This is a genomic window from Staphylococcus sp. HMSC65H10 (assembly GCF_001839185.1).
In the GTDB taxonomy this organism is placed as follows: Bacteria; Bacillota; Bacilli; order Staphylococcales; family Staphylococcaceae; genus Staphylococcus; species Staphylococcus simulans.
Map to the genome: position 1 here is coordinate 1 of NZ_KV840419.1, position 769 is coordinate 769.

Annotated in this window: 1 pseudogene; it reads left to right on the plus strand. The window is 38.1% G+C overall.

The annotated features are described in order from the left end of the window. Positions 1–180: 180 nt before the first annotated feature. Positions 181–769: pseudogene (locus HMPREF3270_RS11435) on the plus strand (phage tail protein); the annotation flags it as partial.

Consider the following 769-nt stretch of genomic DNA (forward strand, 5'->3'; position numbering starts at 1 on the left):
AAGTTATAACGGTAGTTTGTCTACGGTCTGAGAGGGTTTAAAATACCCTCTTTTAATTTTGAAATAGAAACTGAAGATGTACCGGGAAGAAAAGGTTCAGTTTTTAAAAAGAGAGAGGTGAAAGGTTATGAATTTGACTTACCTTTAATAGTAAGTAATGAACATCTCTCACACGGTGGAATGAAAAAACACGATGATATTTTAAATGAGATAGTACGTTTCTTTGATTATGATTATGAAGTCCCATTACAATTCATGACACAAGATTGGTACTGGAATGCTTTTTTTGAAGGTCCTGTAGAAATTGATAAGACACCTAGAGGAGTATTGTCATTTGTTATAAAGGTTGTTTTGGTAGACCCATACAAGTATGCAGCAACCGGCAACTACAACACTGCTATATCAGACCAAGTGTCTATTGTGAATAGCGGTACAGCTGATACACCCGTCACAATAGAAGCGAGGGCATTAAAAAATGCTAACTTCTTCCAAATTGCCAAAGGCGATGAGGACTATTTTATGATTGGTGACGATGATGTAGATAAACCACTCAATGACTATTCACCACTCATTTTAGGTGATGAATTGCGCGTGTTTAAAGGCTGGAATAAACAAGATGCCAAAGACTTCACTGATAACCATACAGGCGGTGACGTTGGTGGTGCTTTCAGTCAATCTTCAAGCAAGGAGTCATTCTACCTAAACACAGAAAGCGTAACGGGTAGTGGTTGGCAGGGCGCTATGTATAAACGTAGCTTTGTCAATTATG